At 68.6% G+C, this 19,292-nt stretch carries 17 protein-coding genes; 11 read left to right on the plus strand and 6 right to left on the minus strand.

What is annotated here, in order from left to right; all coding sequences use genetic code 11:
- Positions 1-11: 11 nt before the first annotated feature.
- The 5 genes from ndk to ileS form a co-directional block, all read right to left on the minus strand.
- Positions 12-443, minus strand: coding sequence for a nucleoside-diphosphate kinase (gene ndk, locus NF556_RS15025; RefSeq protein WP_252591764.1), 432 nt, complete (start codon positions 441-443; stop codon positions 12-14).
- Between the two features lie 461 nt (positions 444-904).
- Positions 905-1,735 carry an undecaprenyl-diphosphate phosphatase gene (locus NF556_RS15030; protein WP_252591765.1) on the minus strand — a complete coding sequence of 277 codons (831 nt, stop codon included), beginning with the start codon at positions 1,733-1,735 and terminating at the stop codon, positions 905-907.
- Positions 1,735-2,274, minus strand: coding sequence for a DUF4233 domain-containing protein (locus NF556_RS15035; RefSeq protein ID WP_252591767.1), 540 nt, complete (start codon positions 2,272-2,274; stop codon positions 1,735-1,737). The genes NF556_RS15030 and NF556_RS15035 overlap by 1 nt, the downstream gene beginning before the upstream one ends.
- Entirely contained in the window at positions 2,271-3,668 is a 1,398-nt protein-coding gene (locus NF556_RS15040; protein WP_252591769.1) for a bifunctional folylpolyglutamate synthase/dihydrofolate synthase, read from the minus strand. The genes NF556_RS15035 and NF556_RS15040 overlap by 4 nt, the downstream gene beginning before the upstream one ends.
- Positions 3,665-6,991, minus strand: a complete 3,327-nt coding sequence (gene ileS, locus NF556_RS15045; RefSeq protein ID WP_252591771.1) for an isoleucine--tRNA ligase — start codon at positions 6,989-6,991, stop codon at positions 3,665-3,667. Before ileS ends, NF556_RS15040 begins: the two co-directional genes overlap by 4 nt.
- Before the next feature lie 368 nt (positions 6,992-7,359).
- Here ileS and NF556_RS15050 point away from each other — a divergent pair, with 368 nt between their 5' ends.
- The 5 genes from NF556_RS15050 (at position 7,360) to NF556_RS15070 (ending at position 10,479) form a co-directional block, all read left to right on the plus strand.
- Positions 7,360-7,617 (plus strand): type II toxin-antitoxin system VapB family antitoxin, encoded by a 258-nt coding sequence (locus NF556_RS15050; protein WP_252591772.1) that lies wholly within the window; start codon positions 7,360-7,362, stop codon positions 7,615-7,617.
- Complete coding sequence (locus NF556_RS15055; RefSeq protein ID WP_252591774.1) at positions 7,614-8,006, plus strand: type II toxin-antitoxin system VapC family toxin; 393 nt, start codon at positions 7,614-7,616, stop codon at positions 8,004-8,006. The genes NF556_RS15050 and NF556_RS15055 overlap by 4 nt, the downstream gene beginning before the upstream one ends.
- 58 nt (positions 8,007-8,064) lie before the next feature.
- Entirely contained in the window at positions 8,065-8,484 is a 420-nt protein-coding gene (locus NF556_RS15060; RefSeq protein WP_252591775.1) for a VOC family protein, read from the plus strand.
- Positions 8,485-8,521: 37 nt separating this feature from the next.
- Positions 8,522-9,892, plus strand: coding sequence for an FAD-binding oxidoreductase (locus NF556_RS15065; protein ID WP_252591778.1), 1,371 nt, complete (start codon positions 8,522-8,524; stop codon positions 9,890-9,892).
- 236 nt (positions 9,893-10,128) lie between these two features.
- A complete protein-coding gene (locus tag NF556_RS15070; protein WP_252591779.1) occupies positions 10,129-10,479 on the plus strand; it encodes a YciI family protein in 351 nt (116 codons plus the stop codon).
- 132 nt (positions 10,480-10,611) lie between these two features.
- On the opposite strand, the gene NF556_RS15075 is transcribed toward NF556_RS15070, so the two are convergent.
- Positions 10,612-12,132: an alanine/glycine:cation symporter family protein gene (locus NF556_RS15075; protein WP_425607076.1), complete on the minus strand. Its 1,521-nt coding sequence runs from the start codon at positions 12,130-12,132 to the stop codon at positions 10,612-10,614.
- 221 nt (positions 12,133-12,353) lie between these two features.
- On the opposite strand from NF556_RS15075, the gene valS reads away from it, so the two are divergent.
- The 6 genes from valS to NF556_RS15105 are packed head-to-tail and all read left to right on the plus strand — an operon-like array spanning position 12,354 to position 19,254.
- Positions 12,354-15,071 carry a valine--tRNA ligase gene (gene valS, locus NF556_RS15080; protein WP_252591783.1) on the plus strand — a complete coding sequence of 906 codons (2,718 nt, stop codon included), beginning with the start codon at positions 12,354-12,356 and terminating at the stop codon, positions 15,069-15,071.
- 35 nt (positions 15,072-15,106) lie between these two features.
- Positions 15,107-15,838, plus strand: a complete 732-nt coding sequence (locus NF556_RS15085) for a DUF4129 domain-containing protein (protein ID WP_252591785.1) — start codon at positions 15,107-15,109, stop codon at positions 15,836-15,838.
- A complete protein-coding gene (locus NF556_RS15090; protein ID WP_252591786.1) occupies positions 15,835-16,392 on the plus strand; it encodes a hypothetical protein in 558 nt (185 codons plus the stop codon). The genes NF556_RS15085 and NF556_RS15090 overlap by 4 nt, the downstream gene beginning before the upstream one ends.
- Positions 16,389-17,390 carry an AAA family ATPase gene (locus NF556_RS15095; RefSeq protein ID WP_252591787.1) on the plus strand — a complete coding sequence of 334 codons (1,002 nt, stop codon included), beginning with the start codon at positions 16,389-16,391 and terminating at the stop codon, positions 17,388-17,390. Before NF556_RS15090 ends, NF556_RS15095 begins: the two co-directional genes overlap by 4 nt.
- Entirely contained in the window at positions 17,387-18,718 is a 1,332-nt protein-coding gene (locus NF556_RS15100) for a DUF58 domain-containing protein (protein WP_252591788.1), read from the plus strand. Before NF556_RS15095 ends, NF556_RS15100 begins: the two co-directional genes overlap by 4 nt.
- Positions 18,715-19,254 (plus strand): hypothetical protein, encoded by a 540-nt coding sequence (locus NF556_RS15105; protein WP_252591790.1) that lies wholly within the window; start codon positions 18,715-18,717, stop codon positions 19,252-19,254. Before NF556_RS15100 ends, NF556_RS15105 begins: the two co-directional genes overlap by 4 nt.
- The last annotated feature ends 38 nt before the right edge of the window (positions 19,255-19,292 follow it).

The following is a 19,292-nucleotide window of genomic DNA, read 5'->3' on the forward strand; positions in this document are numbered from 1 at the left end:
CATCAGGTGGCTCAGCCCAGTTCTGGGAACCAAATCGTGATCTCGCGCGCGGCCGACTCCGGAGAGTCGGAGCCGTGCACGATGTTCTGCTGGACCTTCAGGCCCCAGTCGCGGCCGAGGTCGCCACGGATGGTGCCGGGCAGTGCGGCGGTCGGGTCGGTGGCGCCGGCCAGGGCGCGGAACCCGGGGATGCAGCCGTGTCCCTCGATGACGGCGGCGGTCACCGGGCCGGATGACATGAACTCCACCAGCGGCTCATAGAAGGGCTTGCCCTCGTGCTCGGCATAGTGGGTGGCCAACTGCTCAGCCGTCGGGGTGGTCACCGCCAGCGCGACCAGGGTGTAGCCCTTGGCCTCGATGCGGCGCAGCACCTCCCCGCTGAGTCCGCGACGATAGCCGTCGGGCTTGACCAGGACCAGGGACCGCTCGATCTGCTCGCTCACGGCGCCCACCCTAATCGACCGAGCGCACGGTGTTGTGCGTCGGGTGGTTCGGTGAAGTCAGTGCAGCAGGAAGTCGACCGGCTCGTCCGGACCGGGTTCCTCAATGACCGGCGGCTGGGGACTTCACGGCTGGTCCGATCGGTTCAGGACTCGATCCTGACCCGTCCCCTCACCGATCTGCTGGCCGTCACCTACGGGCCACTCCCCGTTCTCACCGAGCAACTGCGCGGTGTTGACGGCATCGAGGAGGCCTTCATCTACGGCTCCTGGGTCGCGCGCTACAGCGGCGAACCGGGCCCACTCCCTCAGACGTGGATGTCGTCGTGGTGGGAGATGCTGATGTCGACACGTTGGATGACCGTCAACTGGATCCGCCGATGGGGATGCTGCTGCGGCCTGTCGACAGGATGCGTCGACAGCGTCATCGGGCGGAGCACCCGAGCACCCAAGGGCAACGCACATCACGCAACGAGCACCCCGGTGCCCAGCAACGCGAACAGCACGAGCGCCAGGCCGATGCGATACATCACGAACGGCGTGAACGTGTGCGTGGTGATGTAGCGCATGAACCAGGCGATCACGGCGAGGGCGACGACGAAGGCGATGCCGGTGGCGACCCAGATCTGGCCCCACTCCGGCGGCACGGCGTTGTCGGAGATCTTCAGCACCTGATAGAGCCCGGATCCGACCACCGCAGGGATGGCGAGCAGGAAGCTATAGCGGGCGGCGGTCTCGCGGTTGTAGCCCATGAACAGGCCAGCCGCGATCGTGCCGCCACTGCGGGAGACTCCGGGGATCAGCGCCAGGGACTGGGCGAGGCCATAGAGAATGCCGTCCCGCCAGGTGATATCCCGCATCTCCTTGGGTCGCTGGACTCGGGCGGCGAAGCGGTCCGCGGCATAGATGACCAGCGCGAAGACCAGCAACATCGTCGCGGTAAGCCACAGGCTGCGCAGGTCGGTCTCGATCCAGTCCTGCAGGGTGTAGCCGAGGATCCCGATGGGGATCGATCCGATGATCACCAGCCAGCCCATCCGCGCATCGGGGTCGTCGTGCGGGACCCGCCCGGCCAGGGACAGGGCCCACCGCGTGATGATGCGCACGATGTCGCGCCCAAAGAACACCAGGACCGCAGCCTCGGTGCCCAACTGGCTGATCGCGGTGAAGGCCGCGCCGGGGTCGCCGGAGCCTAGGAGCTGGCCGACGATCGAGAGGTGCGCGCTGGAGCTGATCGGCAGGAACTCAGTGAGCCCCTGGACCAGCCCCAGCACCATCGCCTCGAAATAGTTCATCAGGAGCTGTCCTCAGAGTTGGTGCGCTCGGTGTGGTCTGGATCGCGCGACACCGTGCGCTCGGTGGGGCGATTTTCCGCCACACCATGCGCTCGGTCGGGGGTGGTGGGGTCGGGCACGCGCTCGTCGGGGTGGACGTTGCCGTGCTTGGCGATCCAGTCTCGGGTCAGGGTCTCCATGCTGCCACCCTGGCCGAGGGCAAGGATCCACAACGCGCCGAAGATCACCGTGACGATCCCCATCGCGGGAAGCAGGACCATGCTCAGGGCGCTGAGGCCCACCAGGACCCACCCGAGGGTGATCCCCCACCGGGTGCGCAAGAGCCCCACCGCGACGATCGCCAGCACGGCCAGCACGATGCCACCGGTCAGCAGCAGGTTGGCCCGCTCGGTGTCCCCACCGTCGCTCAGCTCGAGCTGTCGAGCGGCGAGCCCGCCGAAGAACAGCGTCATGGCAAACCCGATCAGCACGATCGAGGCCAGCCGCTGGGTGAACTTGCCGGCCACGCCGGAGAGGTGCAGGTGTCGCAGCCAACTCACAGGGGTTGGTCACCTCGCTGGTCTGCTCCCAGCAGCATCCGCACGTCCGCCACGGTGGTGATGGAACCGGTGGCCAGCACCGCACCGGACACTCCACCCTCGTCAGCCAGGGCCGCCGCAGTGTCGAGGGCCTCGGGCAGGTCCTTGATCACCGTCACCCGCTCCTCTCCGAACAACTCGATGGCCATCTCGCCGAGTCGGTCGGGACGGATCGAGCGCGGCGAGGTGCTGCGCGAGACGACGATGTGGTCCAGCAGTGGCTCGAGCAACTCGAGCATCGAGGAGGCGTCCTTCTCCTGCAGCACCGCCACGAGTCCAACCAGCCGGTGGAAGGTGAAGGACTCCCGGATCGCGTCGGCCATCGCGGCGATGCCTGCCGGGTTGTGCGCGGCGTCGACCAGGACCGTCGGGCTGCGCCGCACGATCTCCAGGCGGCCGGGTGAGGTCACGTCGGCGAAGGCAGCCCGCACGATGTCGGCCTCGAGCGGCTGCTCTCCCCCACCGACGAAGGCCTCGACCGCGGCCAGCGCCATGGCGGCGTTGTGCACCTGGTGCTGCCCGAACAGCGGCAGGAAGATGTCGCGATAGTCACCGGCAAGCCCGCGCAGCGCGATCAGCTGTCCGCCGACCGCGATCTCACGCTCCAGCACGCCATAGGCCAGGCCCTCGACCTGCGCGGTCGCCCCGACGTCGTCACAGCGCTCGAGGAGCAGCTGCATGACCTCGTCCTCCTGCACGCCGAGGACCGAGATCGCGTCCGCCTTGATGATGCCGGACTTTTCGGTGGCGATGTCGATCAGGTTGTCGCCCAGCAACCGGGTGTGGTCGATCGCGATCGGCGCGATCACCGAGACTGTGCCGTCGGCAACATTGGTCGCATCCCAGACCCCGCCCAGGCCGACCTCGACCACCGCGACGTCGACGGGCGCGTCAGAGAAGACGGCATAGGCGAGGATCACGAGCAGCTCGAAATAGGTGATCCGCGGACCGCCCTCGGCCACCGACTTCTCGTCCACCATCTGCACATAGGGCAGCACGTCGTCATAGGCCGCCAGGAAGCGCTCCTCATCGACGGGCTCTCCGCCGATCGCGATCCGCTCACGCAGGTCGTGCAGGTGCGGGCTGGTGAACCGGCCCGTGGTCAGCCCCAGCTCGCGCAGCAACCGCTCGATCATCCGGGTGGTGGAGGTCTTGCCGTTGGTGCCGGTGAGATGGATCATCGGAAAGTTGCGCTGCGGATGACCGAGCAGGTCCATCACCTGGGCCACCCGGTCGAGCGTCGGCTCCACGATGTTCTCCGGGGACCGGGCCATGATCTCCTCGGTCACCTGGGCCATGCGCGCTGCGACCTCGGGGGCCACCTGTCGCCCGCCGCCCCTGCGTGCCGCACTCATGACTGCACCGCCTTGAGCAGGATGGTGACCTTGCGGCCACCGTCCAGCTCCCCGATGGTCTGGTGCATCCCGTCCAGGGCCGGAACCGGCACGTCGGCACCACCGGCCCCGAACTGCACGGCCAGCGTCTCGGCCATGACCAGTTGCTGGTGGGCCATCGCAGCGTCCCACGCGTCATCGTTGCCGACGACCGTCAGGCTGATCCGGTCGGTGATGTCCAGACCGGCCTCCTTGCGGGCGCCCTGCACGGCGCGGATCAGGTCGCGGGCCAGTCCCTCCCGGGCCAGGTCGTCGGTGACCTCGGTGTCGAGCACGACGAAGCCGCCGGTGCCGCGCAGCATGGCGGTCGCCTGTGAGCCGGCGTCGTCTCCAGCAGCGACCACGGTCTCCAGGGTGAACTCTCCCTCGACCAGGTCGAAGCCCCCGGCAGTGACGGTGCCGTCCGGCGCCACCGACCAGTCACCGGACTTCGAGCCCTTGATGGCGTGCTGGACGTCCTTGCCGAGGCGCGGGCCAGCGGCGCGGGCGTTGACGTTGAGCTTCTGCTCCACGCCGAAGTCTGACGCCGATGCCTCGGTCAGGTCCAGGACCTTGACCTCGCGCACGTTGACCTCCTCGCGGACGATGTCCGCCAGGGCACGCAAACCCTCGGGGTATGCCGTGGCAACAGTCAGTGAGTTCAGTGGCAGCCGGACGCGGAGCCGGTCGGCCTTGCGCAGGCCGAGGGTCACCGAGCAGACCTCGCGCACTGTGTCCATGGCCGCCACCAGGTCGGCGTCCTGCGGCAGGTCCTCGGCGTCCGGCCAGTCGGTCAGGTGCACCGACTCACCGCCGGTGAGTCCGCGCCAGATCTCCTCGGTCGCCAACGGCAGCAGCGGTGCGACCGCCCGGCAGGTGACCTCGAGCACGGTGTAGAGGGTATTCAGAGCCGCATGGAGGCCTTCCGCACCGGCGGAGCCGGTACCCCAGAACCGGTCGCGGGAGCCGCGGATATACCAGTTGGTGAGCACGTCCACGAAGGAGCGGACCGCATCGCAGGCAGCGGCGATGTGGAACTCGTCCTGGGCCTGCTGCACCTCGGCAACGAAGTCGTGGGCCTTGGCCAGGATGTAGCGGTCCATGTCGTGGGTGGACTCGGTCGACCAGCGCGCCTCATAGTGTGTGGCGTTGGCATAGAGGCCGAAGAAGTACCACGCGTTCCACAGCGGGATGAGCACCTGGCGCACCCCGTCGCGGATGCCCTGCTCGGTCACGATCAGGTTGCCGCCGCGCAGGATCGGGCTGCTCATCAGGAACCAGCGCATCGCGTCGGCGCCGTCGCGGTCGAAGACCTCGCGCACGTCCGGGTAGTTCTTCAGCGACTTCGACATCTTCTGGCCGTCGCTGCCCAGCACGATGCCGTGGCTGATGCAGGTCTCGAAGGCCGGGCGGTCGAACAGCGCCGCGGCCAGGACGTGCATGGTGTAGAACCAGCCGCGGGTCTGCCCGATGTATTCGACGATGAAGTCAGCCGGGTAGTGCTGCTCGAACCACTGCGTGTTCTCGAACGGGAAGTGCCACTGCGCGAACGGCATTGACCCGGAGTCGAACCACACGTCCAGCACGTCCTCGACGCGGCGCATCGTGGACTGACCCGTCGGGTCATCCGGGTTGGGCCTGGTCAGCTCGTCCACGAACGGTCGGTGCAGGTCGACCTCACCGTCTCGGTTGCGCGGCAGGGTGCCGAAGTCGGCCTCGATCTCGGCGAGCGAGCCATAGACATCCAGCCGGGGATAGGCCGGGTCATCGGACTTCCACACCGGGATCGGGCTGCCCCAGAAGCGGTTCCGGCTGATCGACCAGTCGCGGGCGTTGGCCAGCCACTTGCCGAACTGGCCGTGCTTGACGTGCTCGGGCACCCAGGTGATGTCCTCGTTGGTGCGCAGCATCGTGTCCTTGAACTTCGTCACCTCGACGAACCAGGACGACACGCCCTTGTAGATCAGGGGCTCGCGGCACCGCCAGCAGTGCGGGTAGGAGTGGTCGTAGGCCTCCCGGCGCAGCAGCACCGTGCCCTGGGTGACCGCCCCGAGGTCCAGGTCCTCGCCCGCCCGGGCCGGGTCCTGCGCCCGGGTGGCGGCCTTCAGGTGATCGATGATCGGTGAGTTCGCATCGAAAACCAGCAGATCCGCATACTCGTTGACCGGGGCGGTGAACCGGCCGTCCGCCCCCACCGGCATGACCGCCTCGATGCCCTCGCGGTCGGTGACCACCTTGTCGTCCTCACCGAAGGCACCGGCGGTGTGCACCAGGCCGGAACCGTCTGTGGTGGTGACGAACTCGGCAGTGACCAGGCGGTGCGCCCGCTCCCAGCCGAGGTAGTAGTTGAAGGGCGGCACGTAGGACCGGCCGGCGAGTTCGGCACCGGTGAACCGGCCGACCACGACCGGGTCCTCACCGAGCTCCTTGGCATAGGCCGACAGGCGGGCCTCGGCCAGCAGGTAGCGGTCCGTGCGCCCCGTGAAGTCGCTCTCGACCACGACATAGTCGATGTCCTCGCCGACCATGATCGCCAGGTTGGAGGGCAGGGTCCACGGGGTCGTCGTCCAGACCAGCGCCAGGGCGCCGTCCAGCACGTCGTCGGCTGCGCCGCCCTCTTCAGGCAGGATCCGCAGGCCGACGGTCACCGCGGGGTCACGGCGGACCTGATAGACCTCCTCGTCCATGCGCAGCTCGTGGTTGGACAGCGGCGTCTCGTCGTTCCAGCAGTAGGGCAGCACCCGGAAGCCCTCATAGGCCAGGCCCTTGTCGTGCAGCTGCTTGAACGCCCAGATCACCGACTCCATGTAGTTCGGGTTCAGGGTCTTGTAATCGTTCTCGAAGTCGACCCAGCGGGCCTGCCGGGTGACGTACTCCTGCCACTCGTCGGTGTACTTCAGGACCGAGTCGCGGCACTTGGCGTTGAACTCCTCGATGCCGAGCTCGAGGATCTCGTCCTTGGTCTTGATGCCCAGCTGGCTCATCGCCTCCAGCTCGGCCGGCAGCCCGTGCGTGTCCCAGCCGAAGCGGCGCTCGACACGGTGGCCCCGCATGCTCTGGTAGCGCGGGACGACGTCCTTGACATAGCCGGTCAGCAGGTGGCCGTAGTGCGGCAGTCCATTGGCGAAGGGCGGGCCGTCGTTGAAGACAAACTCGTTGGAGCCGTCCTCACCGGGGTCGCGCTGCTCGACGCTCTTGCGGAAGGTGTCGTGCTCGTCCCAGTAGGCCAGCACGGCCTGCTCGAGGCTCGGGAAATCGGGGGACGGGGTCAGACCCTGTCCGGTCTCGACCTTGGGATAGGTCATCGGGGGCGCTCCTGCTTCGTCACGTCAACTCGTCCACTGCTGTGCACGAGGACGACGATTGCGCGCCGCGGTCCCACCTCGCTTGCCGCGTGCACACACGCGACCGCTCTGGTCCCAGGCTGTGTCGGGGCCCACCCGTCCGGTTCTAGTGAGGCACCACGGTCGTATGCCGTGGGGCCCGTTCTTCCGAAGGCTCGCCGCTGATGACGGCTCAGACGCCTGCGTTCCATGCTACCCCCATTCTGAGGGAGGTTCAGCCCGCCCGAACCTGCTCGTGGGGAGGTTCGGACCGCCGGGCACTGGACCCTGGATGCGACCACACTCTCACACACTGGTACCGCTCTACCTTGACGCGGTACCCTTGGTAGATGGCGATCAATATCAAGAACCCGCACGTGGTCGAACTGGTGCGCCGAGCCGCGCAGACCAGCGGCCGGTCCCAGGTGTCCGTGCTGGAAGAGGCCCTGGAGCGCTACCTGCACGAGATCGAGCGGCCGAAGCCGGGTGCCGACGACCGGGTCAGCGAGATCCTGGCACGGGTCGACGAGGTGATGACCCCCGCCGACGCCGCGGCCATCCGCGAGGATATGGAGAACCTCTACGACGACGAAGGACTCCCCGCATGATTGTGGACTCGTCTGCCATCGTGGCCATCCTGCTCGCCGAGGCGGAGCGCGACGCATTCGTGGAGGCGGTGCGCTCCACTCCCCACCTGGCTATGTCGGCCGTGTCCTACACCGAGGCAGGCGTCGTGCTGGACGGTCGCAGCCGCGCCGTGCTCTCGCGACAATATGACGTCCTGCTGGAGGAACTCGGGGTGATCGTCGTGGACGTCACTGCAGGTCAGGCCCGCTCAGCCCGGGAGGCCTATCGCGACTTCGGCCGGCGCTCCGGTCATCGCGCGCGCCTCAATTTCGGCGACTGCTTCAGCTATGCTCTCGCCACGGCACGAGACGAGCCGCTGCTGTTCAAGGGCGACGGCTTCGGCCACACCGACGTCCGACGTGCGGTCTGACTGCTGACGTGGGGCCGGACGTCACGACACCTCACTGGCTCAGGGATAGGTTCGGGGCATGATCACAGCCGTCCACACCCTGATCTACTCGGACGACCCCAGCGCGACCCGGGCCTTCCTCAAGGACGTGCTGCGCTGGCCGTTCGTGGCCGAGCCGGGCAGCGGCGACGAGGGCCGGGGCAGCGCAGGCGACTCCGGCTCGCAGGACCCCGCCGACTGGCTGATCTTCACGACTGGCCCGAGCGAGCTCGGCGTGCACCCGACCGGGGCCGGGACCTCCCGGTCGCAGCGGCACCATGAGATCGCGCTGGTGTGCGACGACATCGACGCGACGATGGCCGAGCTCTCCGGGCGCGGGGCCGTGTTCACCTCCGGCCCGACCGACATGGGTTTCGGACTCGCGGCGATGGTGGCGGTGCCCGGCGCCGACGACATCCTGGTCTACGAGGCCAGGCACGTCACCGCCTACGACGCCTGACCGTCAGGCCAGCTGGTCACCGTGGCACAGTGGCAGGATGCCGATCCTGCCTGACAGCCTTCGGGACCGAGTCGTCAGCGACGCGGACGTCGCCCGCACCTACGGCGTCGACGCCAGTCCCGGAGCAAGCGCCCCGGACCAGTTCACCGTCGTGCGGGCCAGGGACCGCGCGGACGTGGTTGAGGTGCTGTCGTATGCCGTGGCGCACCAGGTCCCGGTCGTCCCCCAGGGTGCCCGCACGGCCACGACCGGGGCGGCCGTCGCCCTCGAGGGCGGCATCGTCCTGAACACCGAGGCGATCAACCACGTGGAGATCGACCCGGTGGAGCGCATCGCGGTCGTGGGCCCCGGGGTGGTGAACGCCGACCTCAAGAGCCAGCTGACGGCATACGGCCTGGCCTATCCCCCGGACCCGGCCAGCTCAGCCTCCTGCACGATCGGCGGCAACATCGCCACCAACGCCGGCGGTTTGTGCTGCGTGAAATATGGGGTGACGGCCGACTATGTGCGCGGGCTGGAGGTGGTGCTGCCCGGCGGCGAGGTGATCACGACGGGACGGCGGACGGCCAAGGGCGTGACCGGCTATGACCTGACGGGCCTGTTTGTCGGCTCCGAGGGGACCATCGGTGTGGTCACCGAGGCCGTGCTGAAGCTTGTGCCGGCCCCCGACCCCGCGCTGACGGTGCTCGCGGTCTTTGACTCTCTCGACGCCACGATGAAGGGGGTCGAGGCCCTGCGCGGGCAGCGGCACACCCCGAGCCTGTTGGAGCTGCTGGACGGCCCGAGCGTCGCGGCGATCCAGGCGTTCGGCGACTATGGCTTCCCGGCCGACGCCGGTGGGCTGCTGCTGGTCCAGTCCGACCGGATCGGGCACGCGCACGAGGACGTCCTGGCCTATGCCGAGGCCCTCACCGCCGCGGGCGCGACCGACGTGGCCGTGGCCGATGACCCGAAGGAGGCCGACCTGCTGCTGCAGGGGCGGCGGGCCCTCAACCCGGCGCTGGAGGCCAAGGGGCCACGGATGATCGAGGACGTCTGCGTGCCCGTCGGGCGGCTGGACGAGCTGGTGCGCGCTGTGCACCAGATCGCGGAGCGGCGCGGGTTGGAGGCGACCAGTGGCGGGCACGCGGGTGACGGCAACCTGCACCCGTGCTTCTTCTACGACGCGCAGAATCCCGCGCAGGTCGACGCAGCGCAGGCGGCCTTCGGCGAGGTCGTTGAGACCGCGTGGGCGCTGGGCGGCACCCTCACCGGTGAGCACGGTGTGGGCACGCTGAAGGCCGCCTGGCTCGAGGGTGAGCTCGGCGCCGCCGAGGTCGCCCGCCAGCGCAGCATCAAGGCGCTCTTTGACCCGTTGGGCATCATGAACCCGGGTCGCGTCTTCGGCTTGGGCACGGATCGGCCGTGACTTGGAGATGTCGCCAGGAATCAACCAGCGCGGTGTCTTGCACCCGAGCAAAGTCCTCCTCGTTGAGGTCGGCACGCCAGACTGGCCGGCATGGACACCGCCTGCGCTGCACACCAGCTCCAAGCTCGACGGGCGAGCGGGAGACTCATCCGTTGCTCGTGACTGTCGATGTGTGGCCACGTCACACGTCATGCTGGTGAGGTCGCGCCCGCGGCCCAGAACCGGAGGACCCCACTATGAGCCGCTATCTGATCCTGTTGCCAGCCCCTGAGGCCGAGTGGGCCCAGCTGCCTCCCGAGACCCACGAGGCCGGCATGCGCTCCCATGGACAGTTCCACCAGGACCTGGCTGCCGGCGGTCACGAGATCCTGGTGGGCGGACCACTCGACCCGTCCGACCAGGCCACCTCCCTGCGGCCCGATGGTCAGGGCGGGACGCTGGTCACCGACGGCCCGTTCACCGAGTCGGTGGAGCAGATCGTCGGCTTCTATCTGATCAGGAGCGACGACGAGGCCGGCCTGCGCTCCATCTGCGAGCGCTTCTCCTCCCGCGGCGAGCTGATCGAGTTCCGGAGGATGGCGGAGTGAACACAGCCGCACCCGGCCTCGTGCAGCGCTGGACAACCAGCGCAACCGCTACGAGAGCTCGGGTGCGACGTGCGAGACCTCTATGAAAATGCGGGTGGGACGTACGAGACCTCTATCAAAATGCGGGGGGAGTCAGTTGGAGCCCAGCTTGAGCAGCTCGCCGCTCTTGCGGTCGGCGAGGTACTCCTTCATCTCCGACTTGATCACCGGCAGCAGCAGGTAGAGGCCGAGGATGTTGACGAAGGCGCAGACAAACAGGAACGAGTCCGCGAAGGCGACGACCTCACCCAGGGTCAGCACGCAGCCCATCACGGTGAAGACACAGAAGACCGTCTTGTAGATCACGATGGAGGCCCGTGCGCGGCCGAACAGGTACTCCCAGGCCTTCTGTCCGTAGTAGGACCAGGTGATCAGCGTGCTGAACGCGAACAGGGCCACCGCGACCGCCAGGAGGATCGGGAACCAGGAGACCACCGACTCGAAGGCGTCCGAGGTCAGCAGCACGCCGCTGGCGTCCGGCTCCTCGCCCGCAGCGGCCTGAGCACGCGAGGTCTCAAAGAGCGAGGTGTCCGCGACGACGATGGTCAGGGCGGTCATGGTGCAGACGATGACAGTGTCGACAAAGGGCTCCAGGAGGGCGACGAAGCCCTCGGAGACCGGGCGACGGGTCTTGACCGCCGAGTGCGCAATGGCCGCGGAGCCCAGGCCGGCCTCGTTGGAGAAGGCCGCGCGCTGCATGCCGACGATCATCACGCCGATGACGCCGCCGGCGACACCCTGGGGGTTGAAGGCGCCCTCAAAGATGCCCGTGATGGCCGACGGGATGTGGGAGGCGTTGACAAGCAGCACGGTGAGGCAGCAGACCACATAGAGGGTGCCCATGGCGGGCACGAGCTTGTCGGTGACCCTCGCGATGGAGCGGATGCCGCCGATGATCACCAGCGCGACCAGTCCTGCCAGGACCAGGCCAAAGATCAGGGACGCACCGTCGCCAGCCAGGAAGCTGTCCTCCTTGCCGGTGACCTCGGTGATCTGCACGTAGGTCTGGTTGGCCTGGAACATGTTGCCGCCGGCGACACCGAAGAACAGGATGGCCACGGCATAGATGCCGGTCATGATCTTGGCGACATGCCCGTTGATCTTGCCGTAGGCGACCAGCAGATACTTGAACGGACCGCCCGAGACGGTGCCATCCTCGTTGATCTCGCGGTATTTCACACCGAGGGTGCACTCGGCAAATTTCGTGGCCATGCCGAGCAGGCCGGCCAGGATCATCCAGAAGGTCGCGCCGGGGCCACCGATGGTCACCGCGATCGCAACACCGGCGATGTTGCCCAGGCCGACGGTGCCCGATAGTGCCGAGGCCAGTGCCTGGAAGTGGGTCACCTCACCTGGGTCGTCGGGTGAGCTGAACTTGCCGCGCACCACATCAAAGGAGGTCGCGATCCCGCGAGCCTGGACGAACCCGAAGTACACCGTGCAGATCACGGCTCCGACCAGCAGCCAGAGGACGACGAACGGTGGGCCGTCGCTCCAGCCCGGGATCTGGAAGAAGACGACCTGCGCCGCAAACTCCTGGATCGGCTTGAAGACGTCGTTGATCGCCTTCTCGATGTCCGCGAGGAAGCCAGTGGACTCGACGGTCTCCTGCAGTTTGGGCACGATAGCGGGGTTCAACAACATTCCCCCATGGGAGACCCAACAGCCAGATCGGGCAACCGCTCAGCCCAAACTTTGCCAAACTGTTACCAGATCATGGAACAACGGCCTCTCGTTGCGCGTTTTCTCTGGCCACGGTTTGTCCGGAAGGGCACTCGCACCGACCCATCGGTCCCGGTTCGGTGACACACGGTCCGGATGGGAGAATGCCGCCCATGACCACTGACGCCACACGCACCGCACACCTGACCCCGGTCACCCTCCCGGACAAGCCGTCCGTGGACGGGCTGGAGGCCAAGTGGGCGGCCGTATGGCAGCAGAACGACACCTACGCGTTCGACCGCGAGGCCGCCCTCGCCGCGGACCGCAGCCAGATCTTCGCGATCGACACTCCCCCGCCGACGGCCAGCGGCAGCCTGCACGTGGGGCACGTCTTCGGCTACACCCAGGCCGACTGCCTGGCCCGCTATCAGCGGATGACCGGCAAGCACGTCTTCTATCCCATCGGCTGGGACGACAACGGCCTGCCCACGGAGCGGCGCGTCCAGAACTACTACGGCGTGCGCGGTGACGCGACCCTGCCGCACGACCCGGACTTCACGCCTCCCCAGCAGGGTGGCGACACCAAGTCGTCCAAGGCGGCCAACCAGCTCCCCATCGGCCGGGCCAACTTCATCGAGCTCTGCGAGGAGCTCACCGTCCTGGACGAGAAGACCTTCGAGGACACCTTCCGCACCCTCGGGCTGAGCATCGACTGGAATGTGCAATACCGCACCATCGACGACCGGTCCCGCGCCGTGGCCCAGCAGGCCTTCCTGCGCAACCTGGCGCGCGGCGAGGCCTATCAGTCCGAGGCGCCGGGCCTGTGGGACATCACCTTCCAGACGGCCGTCGCCCAGGCCGAGCTCGAGGCCCGCGACTATCCCGGGCACTATCACCGCGTCGCCTTCCACACGGACGACCCGGCCGCGCCGGTGTATATCGAGACGACCCGCCCCGAGCTGGTCCCCTCGGTCGTGGCGCTGATCGCCCACCCCGACGACGAGCGGTATGCCGCGCTGTTCGGCAGCACCGTCCGCTCGCCCCTGTTTGGGGTCGAGGTGCCCGTCCTGGCCCACCCGATGGTGGAGATGGACAAGGGCGCCGGCATCGCGATGTGCTGCACGTTCGGTGACCTGAGCGACGTCATCTGGTGGCGCGAGCTGTCCCTGCCGACCCGCTCGGTCATTACCCGCAACGGCCGGTTGCAGGCCGAGACCCCGCAGTGGCTGGCTGGGGGTCCCGGCGAGGCGCTGTATGCCGAGGAGCTGGCTGGCAAGACGACCTTCAGTGCGCGCAAGGCAGTGGTCGAGGCACTGCAGGCCTCCGGTGACCTGGACGGTGAGCCGAAGGCGACCCAGCGCAAGGCCAACTTCTTTGAGAAGGGCGACAAGCCCCTGGAGATCGTCACCAGCCGCCAGTGGTACATCCGCAACGGTGGCAAGGACGCCGACCTCAATGCGGCGCTGGTCGCCCGGGGCGAGCAGATCGACTTCCACCCGGCGTTCATGCGCTCGCGCTACAAGAACTGGGTCGAGGGGCTCAACGGCGACTGGCTGGTCAGCCGCCAGCGCTTCTTCGGAGTGCAGTTCCCGGTCTGGTATGCCGTGGACGCCGAGGGCGACATCGACTACGACACGGTGCTGACTCCTGACGAGTCGCGCCTGCCGATCGACCCGCTGTCGCAGGCGCCCGAGGGTTACACCGAGGACCAGCGCGACCAGCCCGGTGGCTTCACCGGGGACCCGGACGTGATGGACACCTGGGCGACGTCGTCACTGTCCCCGCAGATCGCGGCCGGGTGGCCGCTGAGCGGCCGTGCCGACGGTGAGCTGGGCAACGACAGCGAGCTGTTCGCCAAGGTCTTCCCGTTCGACATGCGCCCGCAGGGTCACGACATCATCCGGACCTGGCTGTTCGCGACCGTGGTCCGCGCCCACCTCGAGCACGACTCGGTGCCGTGGACCGATGCCTATGTCAATGGCTGGATCCTGGACCCGGACCGCAAGAAGATGTCGAAGTCCAAGGGCAACGCCACCACCCCGCTGGGCATGCTCGAGCAGAACGGGACCGACGCCGTGCGCTACTGGGCAGCCGCCGCACGCCCCGGTGTGGACACCGTCGACGACGCCTCACAGATGAAGGTCGGCCGCCGCCTGGCGATCAAGATCCTCAACGCCAGCAAGTTTGCGCTGGGCATGAGCCACCACGGCCTGCCCGACGGGGCGGAGGCCCCGCTGGCCGACGACCTGCCGACGTTGGTGGGCCGCGTCCAGAACCCGCTGGACCGCGCGATGCTCGCCGGTCTCGCCGAGGTGGTCCAGGCCGCGACCGATGCCTACGACGGCTATGACTACTCCAAGGCGCTCGATGCCACCGAGGCCTTCTTCTGGACCTTCTGCGACGACTATCTCGAGCTCGTCAAGGAGCGCGCCTATGGGTCGGATTCGGCCCTCGAGCGCGCTGAGGTCGAGTCGGCACGCGCGGCTCTGCAGGTGGCGCTCGACGTGCTGCTGCGGCTGCTGGCACCGGTCATCTCCTTCGCGACCGAGGAGGTCTGGTCCTGGTGGCACACCGACTCGGTGCACACCCAGCCCTGGCCGGTGGTCGAGGAGATCGCCGCTGGCGCTGAGGGTGGCGACCCGCGGATGCTCCAGGTCGTCGGTCAGGCCCTGGCCGGGGTGCGTCGCGCCAAGTCCGAGGCCAAGGTCAGCATGCGCACCGAGGTCTCCACGACGACGATGAACGGGCCCGAGGCCGACCTGGAGCTGGTCCGCGCCGCCGAGGCCGACCTGCGCTCGGCCGGCAAGGTCACCGGCGAGGTCGGTTATGCCGCAACAGACAGCTTCGCCGTCTCGGACACCGCGCTGGTGGAGGCCACGCCCAGCGCCTGATGCACCTGAGCTCCCCCATCACCTAGGGTCGGGGCATGCATCGGGGCAAGGGGATCGCGGCTGCGGCAGTCGCTGCGGTCATGTTGCTCCTGCTCGTGTGGGGCAGCGGATCGGGCACCCAGGTGCTGTCCTCGCCCTCGGGCGAGGCCGGCCCGCCAGCCTCGCCGGACCGCCCCCCGGCCACGACGAATGACATTGCCGCCCAGACCACGGCGGCCAACGTCCTGGAGCCAGCGGCACCGGCGCTCGACTGGCTGATGATCTTCTTTGCCGTGGTGTGTCTGGCGATCTTCGTCAAGATCATCCAGTGGCTCCTCAACCGGGACTGGGAGGAGTCGGAGGCGCCGGACGAGGACGAGCTCGTCGACGACCTGGACCTGCTGCTGGAGGCCACGTCGGCGACGGCGCGCACCTCCGCGCTGACCGAGGGCGAGCCCCGCAACATCGTCGTCCGCTGCTGGGTGGCCCTCGAGGACGCCGCCGACGCCTCCGGGCTGCCCCGCGACTCGGCCGAGACCGCCGCGGAGTTCACCCGGCGCTTCCTCGGGGTCTGGGACGTTGATGAGGCCCTGACCCAGGAGCTGGCCGAGCTCTATCGCGAGGCCCGCTTCTCCCGACATCCGGTGAGCCCCGAGGTCGGCGACCGGGCCGTCGCACTGGTCGGCAACATCCACGAGCAACTGCGTGCCAGCGACACCCGACGTGTCGAGGCCGAGGCGGCCTCCGCCACCCACAGCACCACCGGCCGGGACGGTGAGTCGTCATGATCGCCAAGGGCGGCGCTGGCACCCGTGGCAGCGCGGTGCGGTCCCGGAGCCGATGGCATCGGACCCGGAGGGCAGTCCTGGCCTTCCTGTGCACCGTGGCCGCCGGAGTGCTGCTGTGGTTCATCAACGTCCTGCGCTTTGACCTGTTCACCGCGTTGGTCATCGCGCTCACGGTCGGCGCTGTCGTCACCCTGCTGACCTGGGTGATGGCCGAGGAGAGCCCCCGACTCAAGGCGGCTTACTGGTTTGCCACCAGTCGCGAGGAGTCCGTCCGGCCCGCGGCCCTGGACTACCGAATGCTGCGGTTGCGCCGTGACCTGCGCGACAGCACCGAGCGCAGCGACCGCACCGACGAGATCCACCCCGTGATCCGAGCACTGGCAGCCGAGCGGCTCCTGGCCCACCACGACATCGACCTTGACTCAGCCCCCGAGGCAGCCGCGGAGGTCATGGGACCCCGCCTGACGGCATACGTCTCCCACCGACCCACTGGCACCGGCAGACGCAGCAAGCGCGACATTGACCGAGCACTCGACCGAATCGAGGAACTGTGAGCACCCCGTCCCCCTCCGCCCTCAGCGTGGCCGCCGTCTCCGAGCAGGCAGCGACCGTGCTGGACCAGGTCGAGACCGCCGTCGTCGGCAAGCGCCAGGCCCTCACCCTGGTGCTGTGCGGCATCCTGGCCCGCGGCCACGTCCTGCTGGAGGACTTCCCCGGCCTGGGCAAGACCCTCGCCGCCCGCTCCTTCGCGCAGAGCCTCGGGCTGGAGTTCACCCGCGCCCAGTTCACCCCCGACCTGCTGCCCGCCGACCTGACCGGTGCCTTCGTCTACGACCAGAAGGTCGGCGAGTTCGAGTTCCGCAAGGGGCCACTGTTCACCGGTCTGCTGTTGGCCGACGAGATCAACCGGACGCCACCAAAGACACAGTCGGCGCTGCTGGAGGCGATGCAGGAGCACCAGGTCACGGTCGAGGGCGAGACCTTCCCGCTGGCCCAGCCCTTCCACGTGCTCGCCACGGCCAACCCGGTGGAATACGAGGGCACCTACCCGCTCCCCGAGGCCCAGCTGGACCGCTTCCTGCTGCGGATCTCCTTCGGCTATCCCACCGAGGACGAGGAGCTCGACGTGCTGCGGCGGCGCATCAGCCGCCAGCAGGAGGACCAACACCTGGCCGCGGTCACCGACGCCGCCGGTCTGCTCGCGATGCAGCAGGCCATCGAGACGGTCCCGGTCGAGGAGGACATCAGTCGCTATTGCGTGGCCCTGGCTGCCTCGACCCGCCGCCACCGTGCCGTGCAGGTCGGCGCCTCGCCCCGTGGGTCGCTGGCCCTGATGCTCACCGCCCGGGCCCACGCCGTGGTCGCGGGCCGGGACTACATCACCCCCGAGGACGTCAAGGCCGTCGCGCACGCCGTGCTGGACCACCGGATCTCGATCAAGCCCGAGTTGTGGATGTCGGACCTGGCCGGCCACGGCGTCGTCGATGCCGTGTTGGCCGAGGTCCCCGTCCCGTCTGCGCGTCAGGTCTCTGGAGGCCAGCCGGACGCATGACCCTCAAGCGGCAGTCTGCGCAGACCCACCCGGACAACCGGTGGGCGATCACCCATGCCCACGCGCGGGCCGTCCTGGTCTTCGCGGTGGCCGCGCTCACCGCGGTCCTCGCCCAACGACCCGACATCCTGCTGCTGGGCGTCCCGGTGGGACTGATCGCCCTGTGGTCCGTGCTGTCCCGGCCGCGGGAGGTGCCCAGCACGCGCCTGGTGGTCCCGACCGGCCATCTGCGCGAGGGAGCCTGGAGCCGCGCGGTGGTCGGCGTGAGTGCGACGCCGGACACCGAGTTGGTGTCCACGTCGCTGACCCACGGCACCCACATCGAGCTCGACCCGGAGCGCGGGGCCCGCTCCCACCTGGTCTCGTCCAACGACCTCGAGGGCCAGGAGATCCACGTGGTGACGCGGGTGCGGGCGGGCCGCTGGGGGTTGCGCCGCATCGGCCCGGCCCTCGTCGGGGCGACCAGCCCGTGGGGTGCCTTCCGGTGGGGACCCGTGCCGATCGAGCACCAAAACATCAAGGTGCTGCCCGACCCCGCCGTGTTTGACACCTCCTCCCCCGCGCCACACCCGCAGGGGCTGGTCGGTCAGCACCGCTCCCGCCGCCCGGGTGAGGGCAGCGAGTTCAACACCATCCGCCGCTTCCAGTGGGGCGACCGGCTCAAACGCATCCACTGGGGCCGCTCCCTGCGGACCGGCGATCTGCACGTGACCTCCAGTTTTGCCGACCAGGACACGCACGTGCACATCATCGTGGACGCGCACTACGACCTGGGCGCCTCCGATCACAAGGAGGGGCTGGCCAGCTCGCTCGACTATTCCGTGCGCTCAGCTGCCGCCGTGGCCGAGCACTTCCTGCACCAGGGCGACCGCGTCGGGCTCCAGGTGCTGTCCGCCCGGACGCCGTTGACGCTGGCGCCGGGTTCGGGGCGCCGGCACACCCAGCGGGTCCTGGAGGTGCTCTCCCTGATCCAGGCTCAGCCGCAGGAGCAGATCGACCCCCGCCGGCTGCGGCACGGTGTCGGTCCCGGTGCCCTGGTCGTGATGATCTCCTCGCTGGTCTCCCCCGCGGCGCTGGCGGCCGCTGCCCTGCTGAGTCACAGCGGCGTGCAGGTCGTGGTGATCGACGCGCTCGTCGATGACGTCAAGCCACCGGGCGAGCAGGACGACATCGCCGCCCTCGCCTGGCGGATCAGACTCATCGAGCGCGAGGCCGAGATTCGTCGGGTGCAGACCAGCGGCGTCCCCGTCGTGGCCTGGCACGGCCCGGGCAGCCTGGATCAGGTGCTGCGCAGTCTGGCCCGGCACCGGCACGGGGCGGCGCGATGAGAGACCTCATTGAGGACCTGAAAACCCTGAGCCCGGAGCAGACTGTCCTCCGTGGCCTGATCGTGTTCTCGCTGCTGGGCTTTGCCCTGGTCCTGGTCCTGGCCGGCGAGTCGTCCGTCTATGCACTGGTCGTGCTGGTCATCCTCGGGGGCGTCTGCGTGCTCAACCCTCACACGGTGCTCCCAGCCGCCGTGATGATCTATTGTCTGGCGACCTGGTGGGCCGGCGTCTCCGAGCCACTGGTCCCGTGGGCGACCCCGGCGGCCCTGTGCCTGCTGCTGCTGCACACCGCCTGCGCCCTGACCGCTGCCGCACCGGCGCAGGCACGGATCCCCCGCCAACTGTTCGGGCAGTATGCCGTGCGCCTGGCCATCGTCGCCGGCGCCACTGTCGCGCTCTCGCTGGTGGCCTGGGTGCACCAGTCGTGGGGTTATGGCGGAGGACTCATCGCCCTGACCTCGGGGCTGTTCGCCCTGGGTGCGTCGCTGGGCGTGTACTACTGGGCGGTCACGCTGAAGCAGGACCACGTGGGCTGAGGACGTCCGACTAGGATTGCGGACAAGAGTTGTCCGAA

The organism is Ornithinimicrobium faecis, assembly GCF_023923225.1.
Lineage (GTDB): Bacteria > Actinomycetota > Actinomycetes > Actinomycetales > Dermatophilaceae > Ornithinicoccus > Ornithinicoccus faecis.

What these genes read in the sequence shown, in the direction of transcription:
- NF556_RS15065 (WP_252591778.1), top strand. Translation starts at nt 8,522, where the DNA reads ATGCCGATCCTGCCTGACAGCCTTCGGGACCGAGTCGTCAGCGACGCG.
- NF556_RS15070 (WP_252591779.1), top strand. Translation starts at nt 10,129, where the DNA reads ATGAGCCGCTATCTGATCCTGTTGCCAGCCCCTGAGGCCGAGTGGGCC.
- NF556_RS15090 (WP_252591786.1), top strand. Translation starts at nt 15,835, where the DNA reads ATGATCGCCAAGGGCGGCGCTGGCACCCGTGGCAGCGCGGTGCGGTCC.
- NF556_RS15040 (WP_252591769.1), bottom strand. Translation starts at nt 3,668, where the DNA reads ATGAGTGCGGCACGCAGGGGCGGCGGGCGACAGGTGGCCCCCGAGGTC.
- NF556_RS15085 (WP_252591785.1), top strand. Translation starts at nt 15,107, where the DNA reads ATGCATCGGGGCAAGGGGATCGCGGCTGCGGCAGTCGCTGCGGTCATG.
- NF556_RS15050 (WP_252591772.1), top strand. Translation starts at nt 7,360, where the DNA reads ATGGCGATCAATATCAAGAACCCGCACGTGGTCGAACTGGTGCGCCGA.
- NF556_RS15060 (WP_252591775.1), top strand. Translation starts at nt 8,065, where the DNA reads ATGATCACAGCCGTCCACACCCTGATCTACTCGGACGACCCCAGCGCG.
- NF556_RS15030 (WP_252591765.1), bottom strand. Translation starts at nt 1,735, where the DNA reads ATGAACTATTTCGAGGCGATGGTGCTGGGGCTGGTCCAGGGGCTCACT.
- ileS (WP_252591771.1), bottom strand. Translation starts at nt 6,991, where the DNA reads ATGACCTATCCCAAGGTCGAGACCGGACAGGGTCTGACCCCGTCCCCC.
- valS (WP_252591783.1), top strand. Translation starts at nt 12,354, where the DNA reads ATGACCACTGACGCCACACGCACCGCACACCTGACCCCGGTCACCCTC.
- NF556_RS15105 (WP_252591790.1), top strand. Translation starts at nt 18,715, where the DNA reads ATGAGAGACCTCATTGAGGACCTGAAAACCCTGAGCCCGGAGCAGACT.
- NF556_RS15100 (WP_252591788.1), top strand. Translation starts at nt 17,387, where the DNA reads ATGACCCTCAAGCGGCAGTCTGCGCAGACCCACCCGGACAACCGGTGG.
- NF556_RS15055 (WP_252591774.1), top strand. Translation starts at nt 7,614, where the DNA reads ATGATTGTGGACTCGTCTGCCATCGTGGCCATCCTGCTCGCCGAGGCG.